Source organism: Cognatundibacterium crateris (assembly GCF_010078235.1).
GTDB lineage: Bacteria > Pseudomonadota > Gammaproteobacteria > Burkholderiales > Burkholderiaceae_D > Undibacterium > Undibacterium crateris.
Genome location: NZ_JAABOS010000003.1, coordinates 125,047 through 145,054 on the forward strand (window position 1 = coordinate 125,047; position 20,008 = coordinate 145,054).

Sequence of the window (20,008 nt, forward strand, 5' to 3'; positions counted from 1 at the left end):
CTGATGGCACAAATCATAGCGGCGGATTACTTTCAGTCCGCTTTCAGCATAGTGGATGTCATACGCTTTTGATACATGCGCTGCAGTATGCATCAGAGTATGCGCAGGTTTACTCTGCGCTGGCTTTCAATTCGCTTACAGCCCGCAAGATCCCGGTCTTAGGCATAGCTGCTGTTTCATTCCTGCAAAAAATCCGTCTGTGTACCAAGCGATAGTCGATTTTGTGCGCGTTTTATGCGATTCTTCGCGCAAGGTGGTGCCTGACTCTGGCCTGCCTGACGGTTGGAGCCGGGAGACAGGCTCTGCAGATCATTACAGGATCGCTCACAAGCCATCTGCCTGGCGCTAGCGGCAGAGTGGGTTTTCTGCGGTCCTGCAGATAAAAAAATTATGCGTATTCTGTTAGTTGAAGATCATCAGGAATTGTCGCACTGGCTGGCCAAGGCCTTGCGTGATGCGCGCTTAACGGTAGAGGTCGCCCATGACGGCGCCGATGCCGATGCCTTGCTGCATACCCAGGAATATGCGCTGGTGATCCTGGATCTGAGTTTGCCCAGAATGGATGGGCTGGATGTGCTTAAGCGCATGCGCGCGCGCGGCAGCAAGACGCCGGTGCTGATCCTGACCGCACGCGGTGGCTTACAGGACCGGGTGCAGGGCTTGAATCTGGGCGCGGATGATTATCTGCCCAAACCTTTCGAGTTAGCCGAACTGGAAGCGCGCGTAAAAGCCTTATTGCGTCGCGCACAGGGCAACGAGGCGGTGGTGCTGCAGTGTGGCGAACTCAGTTTCGACACTGTGATCCGTCAGTTCTTTTATGCCCAGGCACCGATGTCGCTGACGCCGCGTGAATACGCGGTGCTGGAAGTGCTGATGACGCGGCCCGGACAAGCTGTGCCCAAGGATAAACTGTTTGATCAGGTGTTTGCGCTGGACGATGATGCGAATCTGGATGCAATCGAAATTTACATACACCGTCTGCGCAAGAAGCTCGATAACGTCAGTCAGGGCAAAGTCGGCATCGTCACGCTGCGCGGCATCGGCTATTTGCTGGAAACGCGCTGATGCAGAACCTGGACCAACTCGGCAGTCTGCGTGGCCAGTTTCTGCGCTGGTTGCTGATACCGCTGGTGGTCCTGGTAGCGCTGAATGCATTCTCGGTCTATAACAATGCGCTTGATGCGGCTGATCTGGCCTATGACCGCTCGCTGCTGTCGTCGGCGCGTGCACTGGGTGAGCGTATCGCGATTGTGGACGGTAAGGTGACGGTCGACGTGCCCTATGTGGCTTTAGACAGTTTCGAGACCGACACGCTGGGACGGCTGTATTACCGGGTATCCGGCATCCATGGAGAATACATCTCCGGTTATGAAGATTTACCGGGCTTACCCAAGAACGTTGCGCGCTCAGATATTTATCCGGCCCTGGTCCATTTTTTCCATGCCCAGTATCAGGGCCAGCCTATACGCATCGCGGCCTTGCATCAGCCCGTGTATGACGACAGGATGCGTGGCATCGCACTGGTGGAAGTGGCGGAAACGCTCGATGCCAGACGCGGTATGTCGCGCAAAATTCTGCTTGATACTTTGTTGCGCCAGGCTTTGCTGGTGATTGCGGTGGCGCTCTTGGTCTGGCTTGCGCTGCGTTTTGTATTGCATCCCTTGCTGCAGCTCAGCTACCACCTGGCGGAACGGGAGCCGACCGATTTGTCGGATTTCAGTCCGCTGATCGTGCACAAGGAAATCCGGCCGCTGGTGCTGGCCATGAATGGCTATATGGCGCGGCTGGATCAGCTGATTTCGGGACAGAAGCGCTTCATCGCCGATGCATCCCATCAGTTACGCACACCGCTGACTGTATTGAAAACCCAGGCCGAACTGGCTTTGCGTGAAGATGATCCGGTTGCCATGCGCCAGATCGTGCAAAGCATCGCCCAGACTACCGATACCACGGTGTATCTGGCCAACCGTCTGTTGACGCTGGCGCGTACCGGGCATGGGGTCGCGGAAATGGAAATGACAGAACTGAGCCTGACGCAACTGGCGCGCGAGGTATGTCTGGAACTGGCCTTGAGTGCGGTGCGCAAGCAAATCGATCTGGCGCTGGAAGCCGATACCGAAGTCAGGCTGCGCGGCCATGCCTTGCTGCTGCATGAGATGCTGACCAATCTGATCGACAATGCGATTACCTATACCCCGGCTGGTGGCCAGATCGTGGTCCGTGTGCTGCCCAGGGAGACCAGTGTGCTGTTGGAAGTGCAGGATAACGGTCCCGGCTTATCCGATACGGATAAAGAAAAAGTATTCCAGCCGTTTTACCGCGCTATCAGCAGCAGTGCTGCGCACCCGGGCGGCACCGGTCTGGGCATGAGTATCGTCAGTGATGTGGTGCAGCTGCATCAGGGCAGGATTACGCTGGAAGATGCGCAGCAGCGCGCAGACAGCACAAACCCAACACAGGGTGGAACCGGTTTGCTGGTGCGGGTGCAATTGTCTTGCCTGGTATAAGCTAGCGGCGCATACTCGGTGAAGTATCCACCGGATGATTGCAGCAAGTATGGCGGGTAGTGAATCGGCACTTAACCAGTCTATTGGAAATATTTTTCTTAGTACATTGATGAGCGATTATTCCCTGCTTCCAGAAGACCAGTTACGGCGCCAGCTGTTACGCTGCGGTCTGGCCGTGGCTGGAAGTCTGGCCGCCGCGCCGCTGATGGCACAAACCCGTCTCACCCTGTATATCCGTGAGAACCGCAACGAAGCAGGCCAGATGCTGCCTTTACGCGAAGAGATACGGCGTCTGCTCGACCTGTTTGAACAGCGGCTGGCGCTGCAGTTTGACATTGAGCGTTATCCCTATCCCCGGCTGTACGAAAAGACCCGCAACCATGAAGGCATCGCCTTTGGTATCAGTGCGGGGCGCAGCCATCCGAATCTGATCCTGTCTGAGCCTTTCCTGAGCAATCAGGTCTGGCTGGTAGTGCGCAGCGATGCGGTGTTTTCTTTTCGTGGCATAGAAGATTTACGCGGCAAAACCGTCGGTGTGGTGCGCGGTTCCGGCTATGGCGATGAGTTCGAAGCACACCGCAACAAGCTGTTCAAAGTGGAACAAGATGTGAGTTCACATACCGCGCGTTTACGTAAGCTGATCAGCCATCGCATGGATGTGATGCTGTTCGGCGACTTTCATACGCGCGCCGAGGAAGTCAGTCAGTTTCTGCATCAGGTCATCGCCGCCGAAAAATCCTCGGGCCTGTTGCCTGGCGAGGATTTTGTGGTACTGGATAAGCCCTTACTGATCGACGAATTATGCTTTGCGGCCAGCCCCAAATACGAAGACTGGATACACCGCATCAATACAGTGATCCAGACTACACGCCGCAACGGCGAACTGAACCGCGCTATATTCCCGCCCCGTAAAGCGAATTAAAGCGACGTGTTCAAGCGCTATCACGCCACCATGTGCTGGCGCTGTCTTTGTGGCGTGGCTTTGCCTTTTTCCTGGTTGGCTTGCTGGCCCTTATGGCTGCTGCCTTGCTGATGCTGGGCGCTGCCGGCGTAGTCGCTGGCCAGCAAGGTTTTGCAGTCGGCCGCTGACATGCCTTGTAACTGCAGCCATTGACCGACTAAGGCGGCCAGGCGATCCAGCGCGATTCTGTGGGTGGCATCGGTATTGGCAAAGATCCAGTCTGAAAACGCCATAAAGCGCGCAAACGGATCGTCTGCCAGCATCACTGGCAGCGTGTTGGCAAAGCGTCCGGAATTGGCCACCATGTCCCAGTAACGCGCAAAGCGCACCAGTCGCTGCATATCGGTAAAAGGCACGTCCTGGTTCGCCAGGATGGTGTAAGGCGGTTGTGGATCAAAGCGCAGCTGATAGGCCTCGGTGTGGCGGATGATAGGAGTGCCGCGCAGGCGTTTCAGAATGCCGAATTGTATTTCATGTGGTTTGAGCGAGACCAGATGATTAAAGCCCTGCGCAAAACTGTCCATAGTTTCACCGGGCAGACCGGCAATCAGATCGACGTGCAAATGCGCATGCGACTGGGTGGTCAGCCAGCGTATATTTTCGGCTGCTTTGTCATTGTTTTGCTTACGGCTGATCAGGGCTTGTACCGCCGGGTTAAAACTCTGGATACCGATTTCAAATTGCAGTGTGCCGTCAGGGAATTTCTGTATGCCTTCTTTAAGCGCATCCGGCAAATGGTCGGGTACCACTTCGAAGTGCGCAAACACAGGATCATGCGGCGCTGCTTCCAGTTTATCGAGGAAGAATTGCATGATTTTCAGGCTGGCTTTGATATTCAGATTGAAGGTACGGTCGACAAATTTGAATAAGCGCGCACCGCGCTGATACAGGCTTTCCATTTCCGCCAGAAATGCATCGATATCAAATGGCCAGGCGGTTTTGTCGAGCGCCGACAGGCAGAATTCACATTTGAACGGGCAGCCGCGCGATGCCTCGACATACAGAGTGCGGTGACGGATATCCTGATCGGTGTACAACTGATAGGGCAGCTTGATGTCATTCATCGGTGGCTGTTTGCCAGCGTGGACTTTCATCAGCGGTTGCGGGCCCTTGAGGATTTGTGCACACAATTCCGGAAAACTGATATCGCCCCAACCAGTGATCACATAATCGGCCAGCCGTATGATTTCCTGGTCGCCGGTTTCATGCGATACCTCAGGCCCACCCAGTACGATCACGACTTCCGGTGCGACCCGTTTCAATACCGCGACGATCTGGGTGATTTCCACCACGTTCCAGATATACACGCCAAAACCGACGATCAGCTTTTCGCCTTCCTGACGATAGCCCAGGATTTTTTCCACCACATCGGTACTGCGCGCACCGATTACAAATTCATGCAGCTGGGTTTGCGCCTGCAACTCTCCCATATTGGCAAGCAGGTAACGCAATCCTAATGAAGCATGGGCGTAACGGGCATTGAGCGTTGTGAGCAGAATAGTCATGGAAAGAAAGGAGAAGCAGAAAATAAGCCGCTATTGTACGCGTTGCGTGCCCGGCTCAGGAAAATGCAGGCAGAAAAGCGCAGCTGTATCAGTTCAGCATAGCAGTGCAAACTCAGAAAAAAAGGGAATGCCGGATCGGTATGTCACTGCCGCATCGGAAACGTGAGCGTATGCGGCAGGATCAGTCTGGGTACAGCGGCAGCTATCCGGCGTGGACTGCCTGGCGGGCGAATGGCCCGGATATTGAGGCGATTAAAACGTACAGCGAAAACTTATCAGCCAGCATGAACATCAGGCGGCAAGCTGAATAATAAAGCGGGTAAGACGGTTTACTTCAATATATTGCGTTGCAACAAATTCTTACAACTAAGCTGCAATCAGTCAGCTAAGGCAGCTGTCAGGATAGCGATAGTAGCGATAATCTGCGTCATAATAATCAGGCTGATCATGATATTTCCTTGTGTGGTTGAATGATGTGCACATGATAGTCAGCCACGAAGCAAGAATCCAATGACATATTCAGATATCAAGTTATGTTATTTGTGAATGTCATTAAGATTTCACATTTCTGATGAATATTTATTGCGTTGCACAAATAATCCGGGATTTGTACAAAATTATTGCAGCAAGACATGGTGCTGTAAGCAATACAAGACTGATAGTGGGAGGTGATGTTGTTGGGGTATGGGTACGTGAGGCATGACTTCATCAGGACTTACGCAAAACCGCCCCAGCGAGCTTATGGCTCCAGGTAGTGAACCCTGTCCTATGCGTACTGCTTTCGTCGCCAAGGTGTAGCCAGGCTTGCAGGCAACATGTAGCCTGCTGGAGTAACGGACATCGCTTGCCAGCGATATTTCCTATAGCACCAAAGGGCTGTTCGGCCTTGCCGGGACAATTTTGCGTAAGTCCTGCTAAGAAGAAAAAAGGATGCCAGCCGTGAAACCGGTGACACCCTGACCTGGTTATATATCAGAATTCTTCCCAATGCCCATCATCAGCCTTACTGGCCGGGGCTGATGCATTCTGGGAAGCTTTGCTGCTATGGCTGATTGCGCTGCGTTTGACGGCGGGCGCTGAGCCAGGTGTGCTTGCTCTGGCTGGTTTGACGACCTGAGTCCTTGGTTTAGCACTGACGTTGGTCATGCCATTAATCTTGAACACACCGACCACCTCAGCCAGGCTGGCAGCCTGATCCTGCAGCGAGGCTGCTGCGGCTGCGGCCTGTTCCACCAGTGCTGCATTCTGTTGCGTAGATTCATCCATCTTCGTGATGGCGATATTGATCTGATCGATGCCTGAGGTTTGCTCCTGGCTGGCGGCAGTAATTTCAGTCACCACATCCGTGACGCGGCGCACGCTGCTGACCACTTCTTTGATGGTGGCACCGGCTTCACCGACTAATTGTGTGCCGCGCTCAACCTTGCCAACCGAATCATCAATCAAGACTTTGATTTCTTTGGCCGCACTCGCACTGCGTTGCGCCAGATTGCGCACCTCGGCAGCCACCACCGCAAAACCACGCCCTTGTTCACCGGCCCGCGCCGCTTCCACCGCGGCATTCAGCGCCAGGATATTGGTCTGAAACGCGATGCCATCAATCACACCGATGATGTCGACAATTTTACGGGCGGACTCATTGATACCATTCATGGTATCGACCACCTGGTCCACGACATCGCCGCCTTTTACTGCAATCTCTGAAGCTGAGACCGCGAGCTGATTGGCTTGCCGTGCATTATCCGCATTCTGACGCACAGTGCTGGTCAGCTCTTCCATCGAGGATGCTGTTTCTTCCAGCGAGCCAGCTTGCTGTTCTGTGCGCGAGGACAGATCCATATTCCCGGTTGCAATTTCGGTTGAGGCAGAGGCGATATTGTCGGTACTGGAACGCACTTGCGACACGATGCTGAGCAGGTTGCTATTCATCTCTTTGAGTGCCTGTAAAACCTTACCGGCTTCGTCCTGGCTGTTTACTTCAATCTGACTGGTCAGGTCGCCGCTGGAAACGGTTTCTGCTACCTGAACAGCATAGGTCAGGGACGCCACGGTTTTACGTATCAGTGACAGGCCAAAAATAAGAATAACGATTAATCCGCATAAAATGAATAAGGTAGAGACCCAGGTGGCAGATGTTAATGTTGCCATGGCTTCTGCTGCTGATTTTATCCCCAGTTCAGCGTTGTAATCTTTGAGTTCATCCAGCGTATCGGCCATCCGGTTTGATATAGGCCGGTTCGCCATTGCAAAATCCCTGGCTTCATCCAGCTTTCCTTCTGATGAAAGAGCCAGTGCTTTGTTGCGCATAGTGGCAAATTCTTCATAGGCCTTTCTGGATTTACCCGTCAAAACGCGATCCTTGTCGTCAGTAATCAGACTTTTTTCGTATCGCTCAAATGAGGCCAAAACGTCTTGATGTCGCTCATTAAGAGACTTTTCAATGGCAGCTTTTTGCTCAGGCGTACTTGCAGACAAGTGCTGCCACATTTGTACGCGAGTTGATGCGCTTGCACGGAACATATGACTAATTTCTATCATGCTGGGCACGGTATTGACATTGGCATAATTGGTTGCATTGAAAATTTTATTCATCTGCATAATGCCAAATCCGGAAACCGTGATCAGTACCAGAAAAAAAATCCCGATTAATAAGTAAAGACGCTTGGCAATGCTCATAGTTGTCTCCTGAGGAATAGATGCGGCTGGGCGGCTAATGGGTATTGAGGCTAGACAGGCTGAGTCCCATGTCGGTCGAGGTCATGAAGCGTTCTATATCCATCAATATCAGCATACGGTCCTCCAGCGGCGCCAGGCCGATCAGAAAGTCTGCATCAATCGACGACCCCATTTCCGGTGCTGGTCGTATCTGATCCTGGCTCAGGTTAGTGACATCCGACACGCTATCGACCACCATGCCCAGGGTTTGGCCCTGAATATTGATAACGATGACGACGGTGAACTGGTCGTAGACGGGTGAGCCCAGTGCAAATTTCATACGCATGTCAATGATGGGAACAATGACACCACGCAGATTCATTACGCCCTTCATGAATTCGGGGGCATTTGCAATCCGGGTTACCGCTTCGTAACCACGTAATTCCTGTACGCGCTGGATATCGATACCATATTCCTCGTTTCCCAGTGTGAAGGACAGGAACTCAAGACATGGAATGGAAGGGCTGTCATCTTGAACCGATGACGCAGGGCTGGATGTAGCATTATCTTGCATCACGGCAATACCTCCTGAATTGAAGTCATTTCCCGAAAAGACAGCTAAGCCGATTGATAGTAGTACAGTATTCAACGTATTGGCATGCGACTAAATTGAATTTGCGAAGTTTCACAATATCTGGGCTTGCTATTCGTCGCAAAAAAGCTGAGAACAGCGTCAAGTTGCTTCTGCCTCAACAGTATCCAGCCGAGCATTCAGCAAGCATTCAGCGCGTATTTTTGCAGCTTCATTCCCGTCTTTTTACACTTCGTCGCAATGCGCTCGCAGCTTGACAGTGGATCTTCTACAGTACACACATCAACCAACCACTGAAGGAGAAACAAAATGAAATCCACTACAAAAAACAATCTGATTCTGAGTATCGCACTGTTCGCTGGTGTTGCCGCTGTGAGTCAGGCATTTACAGTTGAAACCCGTCCAGCGCAATCTGAAATCCAGACCGTCAGCATCGTTGCTAAACGCATGAGCGAACAGGAAAAAATCGCTTTTGATACAGAGAGCGCAGAAGTCCAGCAAGTGATCGTTGCAGCACGTCGCATGAATGCCGAAGAAAAAATCGCGTTCGATCAACAGTTCTCTGTGAACCAGACGCTGGCGCAAAAAAGTGTGAATGGTAAAGCGATCTGAACAGGGACAGGCATGCAGAAATCTGACTATGTGATTGCGCTGATGCGCCACCCAACTCAGTGTCAATGTAGCTTCAGCACCGTACTTAGCTGAGTTGTTAAAACAAAGTGATTCGTATTTTTCGATCAGCGACTAACGGATAACTTTGCTTTACCAACTCAGTGCTGAAAGCAATATAGAAACACAGTTATCTTATTAATGGGTGTTAAGCGATATCCATCCGTGCTGACAATCCTGTACAGCATTCAAGCAATTGCGGCATCTCCGCAAACATCTTTTCTATTTCGGCAGGCGTCACGATTTCTGCGCGTTGCAGCAGATAGAGTTGTGTCAATTGCTGAGCCTGGCTGATGCAGTGACTCAGTGTATTCACATCCGGCGCATGATCTTCATTTGCATCGGCATGTAATACAGCCTCCAGCACCGTATCAGGAAATTGCCATTGACGACCCACATGCACCGATAACAGCAAGGCTTGCTCCGTCAGACTTTGTTGAAAGCGCGCTGATGCAGGCAACTGCCGCGTTACGCCGGTCTGGTCTATGGTGCGCAAGGCAATAATCAGCCCGACATGACGCAGCAGTCCCGCCAGGAAAGCGGTGAATTCATCCAGCCCGCGTTGTAAAGCCAGTATGCGGCACGCTTGCGCAGTTTTTTCTGTGTATTCCCAGATCAAAGGGGCCAGCGCATTGGTCAGATGTCCGGTCTGTGCCTGAATCAGTGGCCGGAATGCGTTACGTGCGATCAGCATGCGCAAGCCATTCAGTCCCAGCAACTGTACCGCTTTATCCAGGCTGTTGATTTTCTGCGTGCCCTGAAAGCAGGAATTATTCACCTCTGCCATGAGTTCTGCCACCAGCACCACATCTTTAGCAATTTGCTGTGCCAGATCGCCAGCCGTGACCTTTTCGTTGCGCAGGCTTTTCAAGAGTTGCGGTAACACGCTGGGAACGCGCGGGATTAGCTGGGAGCCAGATAATTCGCTATGCAGCACACGGTCCAGTGCTGCCAATACTGCGCGTTCCGTGTAAGGGCTGGGTGCGCCCAGATGCGGGCCCAACATCCATTGGGTGAATTGTGCCAGCTGACGCGCCGGTAATTGCCATTGCATGCTCAGATCAGGGCTGGAGGTTGCGGGCTCAGGCGCCGCAGCTGTGGTCTGGGCTGGCGCGGCAAGCACAGCGGTAGCGGTGCCATCCTGAGTTTGTAAGCCAAATAATCGCAATAACAAAGCTTTCACTGAGTTGTCCGGTTGGCAGTGGGGATAAAGCATCTTAGCTGATAAGTCTGTGAATTTACAAACGCTCATTCAGCGCACAAGCGTATCCCTGACTGTAATATTTAGCAGGCTCAGCGAATTTCGCAACGCGGATTGCTGGCAAGCGGCCGGTACACAAGCGCAGCAGGATGCACGCGCAACTGGCAACTCTGCTGATATAGCGCGCTGTGTAGCTGGTTCAGCAGTGTCGCTTGCTGCGCATCCTGACCCAGATGCCAGAACATGGCACCCGCCAGACCCTGATGACGCAGATAGGCGACCTTGGCCTGCACCGCGCGCGCATCGTCAGCACTCACAAAAATATGCTGTTGCGGATGCCAGAGCCAGCTGGCATGGCTGATCTCTGAATACTGTGGCTGATATCCATAGCCGCCCGCCAGCATCGCTTGCAGATCGGCATACGCAGGCAGACGTGGGTCACCACGCTGTGCGCAGCTTGGGCAACCGGTCAGCAAGCTGACGTCACCCTGATAATGATCGCCAGCCGGTGTCACAAAACGCTGATGCAAGCCCTGCTTGTCAGCGCCTACCTGAAACAAGGCGCGCCCGTAAAACGGAAAGCCCAGTACCAGCTTATGTGCTGGCACACCGGCCACCAGGTATTGCTGAACTGCGGCATCTACCGTCAGTGCGAAACGCGCCGGAAAATCCTGCTGCAGCTGCGCTGCACTCAGGCTGGGTGCGGCCAGTGCGCGTAAAGGATTGTCATACAGCGCCTCAGCGGGATCGCCAAACAAATGGGCCTGATGATTGCTGAGCTTTTCCCAGCTGCCATTCAAATCGTAAGTCATGAGGTTGATGTAATCGACGCTGGCCGCAATCGCAGGCCAGGCCGCATAGCTACGCGCCATATTGAAGGCGCCACCGGCGGCAGCGATGGTCAGCTGATAGGGGCGCGCGCGATGGCGGCCAGCCTGGTTTAACGCCTGCCGGAATTCACGTAATAAGTCGGTAAACGCAGCGGCATCCTGTGCCCGTGGATATTCCCAATCAATATCCACCCCGTCAAAACGGTAGCGCTGCATCAGGCTGACGCAGGAGCGTATCAGCTTGCTGCGTGCTTCCGGCGTGGCTGCTGCCTGGCGGTAGCGTTCTACATCCGGGCTGTCATCATTGGTATGGGTCCAGCCACCGAGGGAATACAGGATGCGCAAGCCGGGCTGATGCCGTTTCAGTGCCTGCAACTCGGCCAGCGCGCGCGCTGCCTGGCGTGCATCGGTACCGGTTTCAAAATCGCATTCGCCTTTGGCATTGATATCCATAAACGCAAAATTGATATGGCTTAGCTGGCGAGCCACATCGGGCCGGATATCGCTGGCGCGCAGGCTGCCGTTTTGCTGACCGGCGAGCTGTTCTTTTTCGAGTAAAAAATAGCCGATCACCACCGGCGAGCTGCTGCCAGCTTGCGTGCTTGCTGTGGGGCTGGGCGGCTGTGCTACCGCATCATCAACGCTGTACAAAGCACAGCTCAACAGGGTGGCCAGTAAGGACTGGCGGCGAAGTAAGGACAGGATATTCATGCGCTCAGGATGCAAGCTGGGGCGCATCCGGTCAACAGGTTTTTCCTGCTCAGGCAGCAGCATGCATCGCGCTGCCGCTGCGCACTATGACGATCCGGCAAACGCAGAGCGTGTCAGCATGAACTGGTATGGCATACTGTGCGCCTTGTATCATCAAGCAGATCGTCACACAGATCGTTACACAGATCACTACACAGAAAGCATAGAGAATCGTATGAGCACCGAAGAACGTTTGATCGACCTGGAAATTCGTCTGTCACGGCAGGATGATCTGGTCGATACCCTCAACACCCAGGTCTATCGTCAGCAAAAAAAAATCGATGAACTGGAAGCCTTATGCACAGCGATGGCCAAGCGCCTGCGCGAACTGGCGGTGAGTGCAGCGCAGCGGCAGCCGGTCATCGATGAACGGCCACCGCATTACTGATTAGGGCCTGTTAAGACTTAATTTCCCGGTGCATAGTTGATCGGGGTGAATGCATACGCCTTGTTCTCCGTGCGTACATAGCCCAGACCAGGGAAAGACAAATGCGCAGCGCCGATCAGGTCACCCGATTTGGCTGCCTGCGCGTAGGCCAGTTTGCGTTGGGCCGCAGCGGCCTTGCTGTCGCTGTCAAACTGTATGGTCACGCCCGGGTTGGCAAACTGTACCGCTGCCACATGCATCAGATCGCCCCACAACACCAGATTCTGGCCTTTGCTGCTGATGGTGTAGATGGTGTGACCCGCAGTGTGACCATGAGTAGCTGTGGCTTTGATGCCGGGCTGCAGCTCGGTATTGCCTTCAAAGGCCTTGAATTTGCCAGCCTTGATATAGGGATTGATGGAAGCCATCGCACCCTGGAAAAAGCCTTTGCTGTCTTGCGGCGCTTTATCCAGATTGGCCTGGCTCAGCCAGAAGTCCACATCATGCTGATCCGCGCGCACTACCGCGTTAGGAAACACCATGCTGTCACCCTGCATCAGGCCGCCGACGTGATCCGGATGCATATGGGTGATGTAGATTTCATCGACCTGTTCCGGGCCGTAGCCAGCGGCTTTCAGATTCGCCTGCAATTTACCCAGGGTAGGACCAAACAGACTGCCGGCACCGGCATCGATCAGGATCAGCTTACTGCCGGTATTGATCAGATAGCCATTGACCGAGGTTTCCAGCGGGCTGTGTTGATGGGACTTATGTAAGGCCTTGCTGACTTGTTCCGGGCTGGTATTGGTCAGCAGTTTATCGACCGGTAAGGCCACTGTGCCATCGGATAAGGCAGTGACTTCGAATTCACCAAGCATGGTGCGGTAATAGCCGGGGGCCGCAGTTTTGACCTGAGGAGCGGCGGCATAACTCTGACTTACTGGCAGCGCCAAGGCGGTCAGGATAGCAAATAAGCTGGTACTGAGTTGACGGGATACTGACATTCTTCATCCTTCCGAAAACGTGGTTTTCAAAACGCAGCCCTGCCGGACGGGTGGGCTTGCGGTGCTAACAGGCCCTGCGATTATGCCTAAGATGCAGAAAGTTTGCCGACGGTCCCCGGTTCGGCGCCTCAGTGCAGCAGCGATTGCAGCAGTGACTGGGTTTCAGTATTAGTTTGCTGCAGTATGTCACGCAGACTATGCTGATTCAGTGAGCAGTCTGCGCTGTTACGCGCGGCTTCTATCTGTTCAGCAGAGCGCAGATCTATCGGTGATGATACCGGGCTCAGGTCATTGGCCGCGATTAAAATTTCGCCCGGGCTGGCCGGTGGCAGTGCACGTGCGCCATACCACAGTACCTCGATGGCGGACAGCACACGTTTTGGTACCATCAGTTTATGCAACACAGCGCGACCGATGAAAATTTCAGGAGATTCATCGAGTTCATGCTCAGGTGCGCAGTGCATATCCTCCAGCAAAGCAGGAAATTCCCCGGCGCGCGACAGCAAATAAAAGCCACCGACTTCATGCACGATACCGGTAAACATCGCTGTTTCCGGATCGGAGAGTGTCACATGTTTTGCCAGGCAATACGACAGCGCGCCGACATGTGCGCTGTGCAGCCACAGGCTTTCCATTTTGTGGCGGATCACGGGCTCGGTGATCTGATGGCTGATCTGACGCATAATGACAGAGGCCACCACTGAGCGTAAGGTACTGAATCCTAGGATCGAGACGGCGGTACGGATATTGGTCACGCCGCCGCCAAAGCGGCTGTAGGCAACGGAATTGGCGATCGCCACCACGCGCGCCGCCATCAGCGGTTCTTTCATGATCAGGCGCGCGGCTGCTTCTATGCCGCACTCAGGATCGTCGAGTGCTTGCTGGATATGCAGACTCGCTTGTACATGGGTGGGGAACACCAGCTCCCCGCGTTGGGACTCGGCAACGATATGATTTAATGCTTGGGACTTATTCATGTTCTTTCAACAGGCTCAGGCAGATGTTTCCAGCGTTGCTAAGCCAGAGCTGCGGCATGTTTGTATGCCGCAGCTCTGCTGAGTGACTGTCTACTGGTGGCTACGCGCGTGGCGTTGGCTTAATCCTTATGAAATCCTAATACTTTCACTAATTTTCCGGCCGCACCGGCGACCATGCCTTGCTGCGCTGCTGGTCCCGCTGGGCTGACGCGGTGCACTCCTGGCCGTGCTCCATGAGATTGATCCAGTTTAAACGCTGAAACCACGCGCGCCAGGTTGCCGGCTTGTTCTTCCATACTTTCGGCAGCAGCAGCGGCTTGTTCAACCAGGGCTGCATTTTGCTGTGTCATTTCATCCATTTGTGTGATTGCGCGATTGACTTCCTCTATGCCCGCGCTTTGTTCCTGACCTGCGGCCGTGATTTCTGCCATGATGTCTGCTACGTGGCGTACCGACGTGACGATTTCATTCATGGTTTGTCCAGCCGCATCCACCAGCTTACCGCCAGCATCGACTTTCTCGACCGAGTCTCCGATCAGGGTTTTAATTTCTTTCGCTGCACTTGCGCTGCGTTGTGCAAGATTGCGGACTTCGGAAGCAACAACGGCAAAACCTCTGCCTTGCTCTCCCGCCCGCGCAGCTTCTACGGCTGCATTTAAAGCGAGGATATTGGTTTGGAAGGCAATTCCATCAATCACACTGATGATGTCGACTATTTTACGCGAACTTTCTTTAATCGAGTTCATGGTATGGACGACTTTTCCTACCTCTTCGCCACCCTTGATAGCAAATTGAGAAGCCGAAGTCACCAGAGTGTTTGCCTGTTTTGCATTATCTGCATTGTGCCGCACGGTGGCCGTGATCTGTTCCATAGAACTGGCGGTTTCTTCCAGCGCGCCAGCCTGCGTTTCGGTACGTGATGACAGATCGGCATTGCCGGTAGAAATTTCACCCGAAGCCGTCGCAATCGCATCCGTACCTTGCCGCACTTCACTGACGATACGGAACAAATTGTCATTCATATCTTTTAAAGCGTTCAGCAATTCGCTGATTTCATCACTGCCTTCCGCCATTTGATGATGCGACAATTCTCCGGCTGCGACTTGTTGTGCAATCTGTACCGCTTCCTGTAAAGGCGTGGTGATACTGCGCGTCATGAACAAAGAAAAAGCCGCTCCCAGCAATACGATCACGCCGCCGAAAATGAACAGAATCAGTGTCAGCCGTTTATCGCTGGCTTCAGCTGCCTGACCTAGCGCGTCCGCCGCCTGATCCTGAATTTCGACCAGGCGATTGATTTCCAGCAGGGACTTTTGCTGCAGCGGATCGATCTGGGTAGCGATCACTTTGACCGCTTCTTCGCCATTGAAAGACAGCAGCATTTTGAAGGCTTCTTTGGTCGGCGCATCGACCTGGGTATCGAGATCAGTGACGGCCTGCAGAATTTTTTTTTCGTCTGCGGTGACACCCAGGGCAAGAAATTTATCGCGTGCTTCCAGGAAGCGGGTATGCTGATTTTTGACCAGCACTTTTTGTTTTTCGAGCTCGCCCAGGTCGCTTTGCAGACCGATATTACGGATCGCAATACCGCCTTCCAGTAAGGCCGTTTTCATGCTTGCTGCCAGATTGGTCTTGGCTTTGGAGGACGCCAGCCCGACCGACATTTGTTGCCGGTTGCGGGAACTCAGGACGTTATCGACGACCAGTATCAGGATCAGACTGGCAAGAATGACACCGAAGCCAATAGTCAGCCGGGTCCCGATGCGCAAATGACGTAAATTCATACTGACTCCTGGTAAAGGTGATCCCGATTCCCGTCTCCAGCCAGCAATGCACACAGCGCATCTTGGTCCGGTGTAATGTTTCCATACTATGCCATAAGAAGCTTGATGCGATATCGCAATTGTTGCGCAAGGTTAACGTTTCCGACCGCAATCATGCGCAAGCGTTCAGGCTTTGGTTTCGCAGCGATGACGCCAGGCCGATGGGCTGCAGTCATAGCTGCGGCGGAACAGACGGCGGAATGCACTGCTATCCTGATAACCGATGCGCAGCGCGATTTCATCGAGGCTCAGATCAGTTTGCTGCAACAGGCGGCGCGCTACTTCCAGCTTCAGCATCTGCGCGTATTTACCAGGCGTGGTATTGAGCAGTTGCGAGAAACGACGGATCACGGTCCTTTCACTGACGGCCAGATGCTGCGCCAGTGCCGCCAGGCTGAACGGCTGCTTTTGATGCCGGGTGAGCCACAGGCGGGCGCGCTGTATCAATGCGTCTTCCGGCACATTGTCGACCGGATAATGCTGCTGCGTCTGCACATAGGGCAGTTGCGACTGACTTTGCGTATCGATCAGCAAGGTGCTGGCCAGCTGTGCTGCCAGTTCTGCACCGCCAAACTGCAGTATCAGATGATGCGCCAGCTGCAGATAGGCAGTGGCGGCACCGGTGGTCATCAGGCCTGTATCACTGACCAGCATGTCAGCCACCTGCAGCGTGGTGTCCGGAAATTCCTGATGAAACTGATGTTCCAGCCACCAAGGCACGGTCGCTTTACGCTGATCTAGCAAACCGGCATCCGCCAGTACAAAGGCGGCACTGCAGTGCGCCGCAATCAGACAGGATTCGGCATGGCGTTCACGCAGCAGGCTATGCAGCGGCTGCAGCCGTTGGCGCGCGCTGCGGAAAGCCCGCATGCCATTACCGACAAACAGTCCCGGCAACAACAGCAAATCCGGCTGTGTCCCACTGCCGATGCGGCCATCACAGGCCAGCCGTAGCCCGGAAGAGCAAGTGACCGCCTGTCCATCGATGGAGCGCAGCGACCAGCTGAACAGCGGCGCCCGCTGCGCTGCATGCTCAGCTTGTGCCATGGCATTGGCGATATGCAGCAGGTCGGTCATGCCGGTCACGGCAGAAGCCATACATTCCGGATAGACCCAGAACTCGATGTGAGTCGTCATAGGTGGCCTTTTTGTGTGAATTTGTGGCGGTTTGAGCACGATAAAAGTCAATACTGACACTTCAAATGGATACACACAATGTTTACAATGCGTTTCAGGCATTTTCGCCTGCTACCACCCAAGGAATCTGCATGTCCGCTCAAGTCACTCTGTCCTCTGAACAATTGAATCAAATCGGCGCGCCCTATCTGCCCGGTCATCTGGGCATACGGATCTTGTCGGTCAATCCCGGCGCAGTCAGCGCTGAGCTGGATGTGGTACCGCATCTGATGGCGCCGAATGGCTTCCTGCATGCAGGCAGCGTAGTGACGCTGGCCGATACTGCCTGTGGTTACGGCTGTATGGCGAGCTTGCCGGAAGGCGCGACCAGCTTCACCACGATAGAACTCAAGTCGAATCATCTGGGCACCGCCCGTAGCGGCCGTATCCAGGTCAGTGCCAAAGCCGCGCATCTGGGACGCACCACCCAGTTGTGGGATGCCGAAGTGAGTTATGAAGGAAAAGTGATCGCCTTGTTCCGCTGCACCCAGATGATTTTGTATCCTAAAAAATAAGCGGCGACCGGGGGAGCTCTGAAACCTGCAGCAGCGGATTTGCGGCAGACTAGCGACGAATTAATCGTTTGCAAACGCCAGCCGGGGGCTTGCTCAATTACAATGCGGATTTACGCAGCTAAACTGGCAAGGCAGGGCGAGGAAGGCAGTATCCGATTCCAGCCAGCACGCCGCCGTGGTTTGCGTAAGCCCTGACATGTCATCTTGCAACCTCCCCGGAGCCAGCGTGAACCCTTCCTTCCGTCTTGCCAGTATCGCCTTCTCTACGCTCAGCGCAGTAACACTGTGTGCCTGCGGTGGCAGTAGCAGTTCCAGTAGTTCCAACACAGCGCCCAACAGTGCCGTCAGTGTGAATGTGCCGGTACCGGCCACCGTGTCTGTCGGTGACCCGTTGACCTTTACTGGCAAGGCCTCCAGCAGCGCCGGTGCCATCACTAACTTGTTCTGGCAAATCGAAACCCTGACGCTGGGCGCTGATTCAGTGACCGCAGTCAGCAATGCGGATTGCAAAACCGTGACCACCGACAGCAGCGGCACCAATTGCGTCCTGAGTCTCACGCCACCGGCTAAGCTGAGTTCGGATGTGACTTATAAACTCAGCTTTTTCGCGGGTGACGCCAAGGGAAATCAAAGTAATAGCTTCACCACGCTCAAAGTCTTACAGGCAGCCTCCATCACCAATAATCCAGTTGCTAAAGTCGGTGCGGATGCCACTGTGACTTCGGGTGACAAAGTCAGCCTGAGCTGTAGCGGCAGCGGCGGTACCCCTGCCAGCAGCGGCAATGCCTATGCCTATCAATGGGTGGTCAGTGATGCCGCCGGTCTGACCTTGAGCCTGACCAATCCTGCTACGGCAGCAGCCAGCTTAGTCGCGCCGGTGGTGACGCAGAGCACCACGGTGAAACTGCAATGCCGCGTCACCGATGACAAGCAGCGTACCGGCACAGCCATTCAGAGCATTACCATCAACCCTGTCGTCAAACCCACCGTAGTTCCCATCTCAACCAGCGGCGGCAATGTGCAGCCGGGTGCCAGCGCCAGTCTGGATGGCAGCAAATCCACCATGTACGATGTCAATGGCAAGGAAGTGACTGGCCAGGCGATGTATTTCCTGTGGCAGTACAAATCCGGCCCGGCCGGTGCTACGCCGCTGACCATTTACAATGGCGGCACCAGTGTCGCCAGCGTGGTGTTTCCGGCCGTAGTGACGACCCCGACTTCCTACACCTTCACGCTGAACGTATCGACCGCGCCTATCTCCACCGATGGCAGTTCGGCTGACCCGGTCAAACAACGTGATGTAGCTTTCTTTGTCAGCGCCCTGCCCGCTATCAGCGTAACTTCCTACAATCTGGTGCAGTCCGTCAATAGCGGTGCCAGTGTGCAGCTGAAAGCAGAAACACCATCCAATACCAATTCGACGGTGCCGATTTATTTTGGCTGGACCCAGATCAGCGGCCCAGCGGTGGCGCTGGCCGGTTCCGGATCGCAGATCGCGGGCTTTTTTGCACCAACGGTGACGGTGCCGACTACGCTGCAATTCCGTGTCTCAGCCGGTTATTATCCGGTGACGGTAGCCAACCCGGGTACCGCCAGTGCGGATCTGATTGTGCAGGTGTTACCGAAGTAAGTCCTTGTAGTAAAAAGCACTCGATAAAAAAACAGCAGGCAGCCTAGGGCCTGTTAACATTTAAATTCCGTGTGCGAAAGGGGTAAAACAGTTGCAGGGCTAGGCGCATCCCGCGCAGCAGTGTGATCACTGTAAGCGGGATGCAACAACGCCATGCGGCTGTTTTACCCCTTTCCCTTTGGGTTCAAACCAAAACGCGTGCTGGACTGCGTTGCGCGTCTTGTCAGGGGCACCAGCCCTGACGGCGACACACGCCTTGCCAGCCCACGTTTTGGTTTGAACGCATCTCGGAATTTAAATGTTAACAGGCCCTAAAAGCTGCCCGCTGTTTTTTATGCTGCGGCGATCAGGATTGACGTGACAGACGGCGGATTTTATCGCGCTGATGCTGGCGCGACAGGGTTTTGGTGGCGACAAAAATCTCGCGCATGAAATAAATAAAACTGCCGATCAGCGAAAAAATCCCGCCTACGAATAAAGCTGCAATCCACTTATCCAGCGCCAGTCCGGTCGCATCACCGGTGAACAACAAGGCGATCACCAGACAGACCAGCAGGCCGGTGGTGGTGCTCAGGGTAATCGCACGGTTGATCAGGTGGGAGCGCTGGTATAACTCTTCCAGTTCGGTTTCCAGATCTTCGGTGTGGTCAGGATTTTTTTGCAGTAATTCTTCCACCACCCTGGCGCGGTCAATGATGCGCGCCAGGCGGCTGGTCAATACGCCCAATTTGGTGCCCACACCGGTCAGCAGGAAAACCGGCGCAATCGCCAGCTGAATAATATGGCTGACATCACCAAGTTGCAGATTGATCATAAACACCTATCCTTTCTTTCTTGTATAGTGCC

At 54.0% G+C, this 20,008-nt stretch carries 18 protein-coding genes; 8 read left to right on the plus strand and 10 right to left on the minus strand.

Features of this window, described 5'->3' with window-relative positions; genetic code table 11:
- Positions 1-390 precede the first annotated feature (390 nt).
- From EYB48_RS06670 to EYB48_RS06680, 3 genes are all read left to right on the plus strand, one after another.
- Positions 391-1,065, plus strand: a complete 675-nt coding sequence (locus EYB48_RS06670) for a response regulator (RefSeq protein WP_162019542.1) — start codon at positions 391-393, stop codon at positions 1,063-1,065.
- The gene (locus EYB48_RS06675; RefSeq protein WP_162019543.1) at positions 1,065-2,507 is read left to right on the plus strand and encodes a sensor histidine kinase; all 1,443 of its coding nucleotides are present in this window, start codon (positions 1,065-1,067) and stop codon (positions 2,505-2,507) included. Before EYB48_RS06670 ends, EYB48_RS06675 begins: the two co-directional genes overlap by 1 nt.
- A 109-nt stretch (positions 2,508-2,616) precedes the next feature.
- On the plus strand, positions 2,617-3,429 hold the full coding sequence (locus EYB48_RS06680; RefSeq protein WP_162019544.1) for a substrate-binding periplasmic protein: 813 nt from the start codon (positions 2,617-2,619) through the stop codon (positions 3,427-3,429).
- A gap of 20 nt (positions 3,430-3,449) precedes the next feature.
- On the opposite strand, the gene EYB48_RS06685 is transcribed toward EYB48_RS06680, so the two are convergent.
- A complete protein-coding gene (locus tag EYB48_RS06685) occupies positions 3,450-4,973 on the minus strand; it encodes a B12-binding domain-containing radical SAM protein (protein ID WP_162019545.1) in 1,524 nt (507 codons plus the stop codon).
- A gap of 140 nt (positions 4,974-5,113) precedes the next feature.
- Here EYB48_RS06685 and EYB48_RS06690 point away from each other — a divergent pair, with 140 nt between their 5' ends.
- Positions 5,114-5,284, plus strand: a complete 171-nt coding sequence (locus tag EYB48_RS06690; RefSeq protein ID WP_162019546.1) for a hypothetical protein — start codon at positions 5,114-5,116, stop codon at positions 5,282-5,284.
- Positions 5,285-5,945: 661 nt separating this feature from the next.
- Here the strand turns inward: EYB48_RS06690 and EYB48_RS19370 are convergent.
- Both EYB48_RS19370 and EYB48_RS06700 read right to left on the minus strand, forming a co-directional pair.
- Positions 5,946-7,649 carry a methyl-accepting chemotaxis protein gene (locus EYB48_RS19370; RefSeq protein WP_162019547.1) on the minus strand — a complete coding sequence of 568 codons (1,704 nt, stop codon included), beginning with the start codon at positions 7,647-7,649 and terminating at the stop codon, positions 5,946-5,948.
- 34 nt (positions 7,650-7,683) lie between these two features.
- Entirely contained in the window at positions 7,684-8,202 is a 519-nt protein-coding gene (locus EYB48_RS06700; protein WP_162019890.1) for a chemotaxis protein CheW, read from the minus strand.
- A 327-nt stretch (positions 8,203-8,529) separates the two neighbouring features.
- On the opposite strand from EYB48_RS06700, the gene EYB48_RS06705 reads away from it, so the two are divergent.
- Positions 8,530-8,832 carry a hypothetical protein gene (locus EYB48_RS06705; protein WP_162019548.1) on the plus strand — a complete coding sequence of 101 codons (303 nt, stop codon included), beginning with the start codon at positions 8,530-8,532 and terminating at the stop codon, positions 8,830-8,832.
- Positions 8,833-9,037: 205 nt separating this feature from the next.
- Here the strand turns inward: EYB48_RS06705 and EYB48_RS06710 are convergent, their stop codons facing one another.
- Together EYB48_RS06710 and EYB48_RS06715 are read right to left on the minus strand one after the other, a co-directional pair.
- Positions 9,038-10,072, minus strand: coding sequence for an HDOD domain-containing protein (locus EYB48_RS06710; RefSeq protein ID WP_162019549.1), 1,035 nt, complete (start codon positions 10,070-10,072; stop codon positions 9,038-9,040).
- A gap of 110 nt (positions 10,073-10,182) precedes the next feature.
- A complete protein-coding gene (locus EYB48_RS06715; protein ID WP_162019550.1) occupies positions 10,183-11,694 on the minus strand; it encodes a glycoside hydrolase family 18 protein in 1,512 nt (503 codons plus the stop codon).
- Between EYB48_RS06715 and EYB48_RS19425 the strand changes: the two genes are divergently transcribed.
- Positions 11,693-12,058, plus strand: a complete 366-nt coding sequence (locus EYB48_RS19425) for a SlyX family protein (protein ID WP_328823284.1) — start codon at positions 11,693-11,695, stop codon at positions 12,056-12,058. The genes EYB48_RS06715 and EYB48_RS19425 overlap by 2 nt on opposite strands.
- A 17-nt stretch (positions 12,059-12,075) precedes the next feature.
- Here EYB48_RS19425 and EYB48_RS06725 read toward each other — a convergent pair whose 3' ends face one another.
- The 4 genes from EYB48_RS06725 to EYB48_RS06740 form a co-directional block, all read right to left on the minus strand.
- Positions 12,076-13,041 (minus strand): MBL fold metallo-hydrolase, encoded by a 966-nt coding sequence (locus tag EYB48_RS06725; protein ID WP_162019551.1) that lies wholly within the window; start codon positions 13,039-13,041, stop codon positions 12,076-12,078.
- 128 nt (positions 13,042-13,169) lie between these two features.
- The gene (locus EYB48_RS06730; protein ID WP_162019552.1) at positions 13,170-14,018 is read right to left on the minus strand and encodes an HDOD domain-containing protein; all 849 of its coding nucleotides are present in this window, start codon (positions 14,016-14,018) and stop codon (positions 13,170-13,172) included.
- A gap of 119 nt (positions 14,019-14,137) precedes the next feature.
- On the minus strand, positions 14,138-15,802 hold the full coding sequence (locus EYB48_RS06735) for a methyl-accepting chemotaxis protein (protein WP_162019553.1): 1,665 nt from the start codon (positions 15,800-15,802) through the stop codon (positions 14,138-14,140).
- Between the two features lie 165 nt (positions 15,803-15,967).
- Entirely contained in the window at positions 15,968-16,978 is a 1,011-nt protein-coding gene (locus EYB48_RS06740; RefSeq protein WP_162019554.1) for a GlxA family transcriptional regulator, read from the minus strand.
- Positions 16,979-17,109: 131 nt separating this feature from the next.
- On the opposite strand from EYB48_RS06740, the gene EYB48_RS06745 reads away from it, so the two are divergent.
- Positions 17,110-17,532, plus strand: coding sequence for a PaaI family thioesterase (locus tag EYB48_RS06745; RefSeq protein ID WP_162019555.1), 423 nt, complete (start codon positions 17,110-17,112; stop codon positions 17,530-17,532).
- 226 nt (positions 17,533-17,758) lie between these two features.
- Positions 17,759-19,162 carry a hypothetical protein gene (locus EYB48_RS06750; protein ID WP_162019556.1) on the plus strand — a complete coding sequence of 468 codons (1,404 nt, stop codon included), beginning with the start codon at positions 17,759-17,761 and terminating at the stop codon, positions 19,160-19,162.
- A gap of 346 nt (positions 19,163-19,508) precedes the next feature.
- On the opposite strand, the gene EYB48_RS06755 is transcribed toward EYB48_RS06750, so the two are convergent.
- On the minus strand, positions 19,509-19,973 hold the full coding sequence (locus tag EYB48_RS06755; protein ID WP_162019892.1) for a DUF2721 domain-containing protein: 465 nt from the start codon (positions 19,971-19,973) through the stop codon (positions 19,509-19,511).
- Positions 19,974-20,008 lie beyond the last annotated feature (35 nt).